This is a genomic window from Methylobacterium sp. WL103, assembly GCF_008039885.1.
Lineage (GTDB): Bacteria > Pseudomonadota > Alphaproteobacteria > Rhizobiales > Beijerinckiaceae > Methylobacterium > Methylobacterium cerastii.
Window position 1 is genome coordinate 1 of sequence record NZ_VRUX01000703.1, and the last position, 1,947, is coordinate 1,947.

The window sequence follows — 1,947 nt, forward strand, 5'->3', positions numbered from 1 at the left end:
CGCCTTCGCGCGCGAGGGCGCCGAAGTCGCGATCGCGGATCGGGACGAAGCGGCGCTGGAGCAGGTGCGGGCCGAGATGGCGGGGACGGGCGCCGCGGTGCTGCCGATCCGCTGCGACGTGTCCCGGCCCGACGCGGTGGAGGCGGCGGTCGCCGGCACGGTCGCGCGGTTCGGGCGACTCGACTGCGCCTTCAACAACGCGGGCGTCGAGAACCGGGCGGCGCCCGTCCACGCGATCGAACTCGACGAATGGGACCGGATCCTCGACATCAACCTGCGCGGCACCTTCGTGTGCATGAAGCACGAGATCGCTCAGATGCTGCGCCAGGGCGGCGGCGTGGTCGTCAACACCTCCTCCGGCGCCGGCGTCAGGGGCGTCGCGGGAGGCGCGAGCTACGCCGCCTCGAAGCACGCCCTGATCGGCCTGACCAAGTCCGCCGCGCTCGACTACGCCAAGGCGAACATCCGGGTGAACGCGATCCTGCCGGGCAACATCGCGACGCCGATGATGGACCGCTTCACCGGCGGCGACATCCAGAAGGCGATCGACCTGGAGCCGGTCGGGCGCCTCGGCAAGCCCGAGGAGATCGCCGAGGCCGTGCTGTGGATGAGCTCCGACCTCGGCGCGTTCGTGACCGGCGCCGCGATCGCGGTTGACGGCGGGTGGTCTCTCTGAGGCCCAACGGACCTCGATGGTCTGACGAAGGAGCGACGAATGGAAATCAAACGCAGCGGATCTCAGCCGTCCGGCCGGGGACCCGACGACTGGTTCACCGGTACCGTGCGGATCGACCCGCTCTTCACCGCCCCGGACCCTGCCCGCGTCTCCGGCGCGAGCGTGACGTTCGAACCCGGTGCTCGCACCACCTGGCACACGCACCCGCTGGGCCAAACGCTGGTCGTCACCTTCGGCCGGGGCTGGGTGCAGCGCGAGGGCGGGCCGGTCGAGGAGATCGCGCCGGGCGACGTCGTCTGGTTCGAGCCGGGCGAGCGGCATTGGCACGGCGCGACGGCGACGAGCGCAATGACACACATCGCAATCCAGGAACGGCAGGACGGCGAAGCGGTGACGTGGATGGAACCAGTGTCAGACGCCGAGTACCAGCGCGGGTGAACCTCCTAGGCCGCGGAAGGCCTAACGAAAAAGGCTCCGCTTCCTCTCGGGAAGCGGAGCCTCGTCTCACGTCAGGCGAAAGGGCTTAGTGGCCGCCGTCGGTGGCGTTGCGGGTCGACTCGTAGAGGAACCAGGTGCGCTCCTCGGATTGGTTGATCCACTCCTCGAGGAGCGAGGTGGTCGAGACGTCGTTGGCCTCGTCCGTCACCTCGTGCAGCTCGCGCATGTTGGCGGTGAGCGCCTTGTTGTCGTCGCGCAGCTCCTTGAGCATGTCGAGCGGCGAGACGTACTCGGCGTCGTTGTCGGCGACCCGGGTCAGGGTCTTGGCTTGGCCGAGCGACTTCAGCGCGAAGCCGCCGATCTTGCGGGCGCGCTCGGCCACGTCGTCGACGATCGCGAAGATCTGCTCGGCCTGTTCGTCGAGCAGGAGGTGGTAGTCGCGAAAGTTCGGGCCGCTCATGTGCCAGTGGAAGTTCTTGGTCTTGATGTAGAGCGCGAACAGATCCGAGGTCAGGACCGCGAGGCCCTCGGCGATCTTCTTGGTGTCGGCCGGATCGAGGTCGGTCGGGGTGTTGAGGCGGTCGCTCTCGATGCGGGTGATGGGCTTGGCCTTCGCCATGGGGTGGCTCCGTTCTCGTTCGGTTGGGGGCGAACGCCGCGCAGCCGTGCCGACGGCTCCGGCGTTCCTCACCCGGCAGAATGAACGGTGGCGGCGATTGTTCCGGGGCCGGTCCGGGGCGCGGGGCAGGGGTGCCACCCACGCACAGGCTGGAACCGTTCCAACTCTCTCCGCGGTCAGTTCGGGATCGTGCCGGGCGGCCGCGGGGCCGGCC

At 69.2% G+C, this 1,947-nt stretch carries 3 protein-coding genes; 2 read left to right on the forward strand and 1 reads right to left on the reverse strand.

The window, feature by feature from the left end; translation table 11 throughout:
- Together FV222_RS24440 and FV222_RS24445 are read left to right on the forward strand one after the other, a co-directional pair.
- Positions 1 to 676: SDR family oxidoreductase (locus FV222_RS24440; RefSeq protein WP_147815854.1), on the forward strand; the 676-nt coding region annotated here is incomplete at its 5' end.
- A gap of 39 nt (positions 677 to 715) precedes the next feature.
- Complete coding sequence (locus FV222_RS24445) at positions 716 to 1,114, forward strand: cupin domain-containing protein (RefSeq protein ID WP_147815855.1); 399 nt, start codon at positions 716 to 718, stop codon at positions 1,112 to 1,114.
- A gap of 85 nt (positions 1,115 to 1,199) precedes the next feature.
- Here the strand turns inward: FV222_RS24445 and FV222_RS24450 are convergent, their stop codons facing one another.
- Positions 1,200 to 1,733, reverse strand: coding sequence for a DNA starvation/stationary phase protection protein (locus FV222_RS24450; RefSeq protein WP_147761606.1), 534 nt, complete (start codon positions 1,731 to 1,733; stop codon positions 1,200 to 1,202).
- Positions 1,734 to 1,947: the final 214 nt, after the last annotated feature.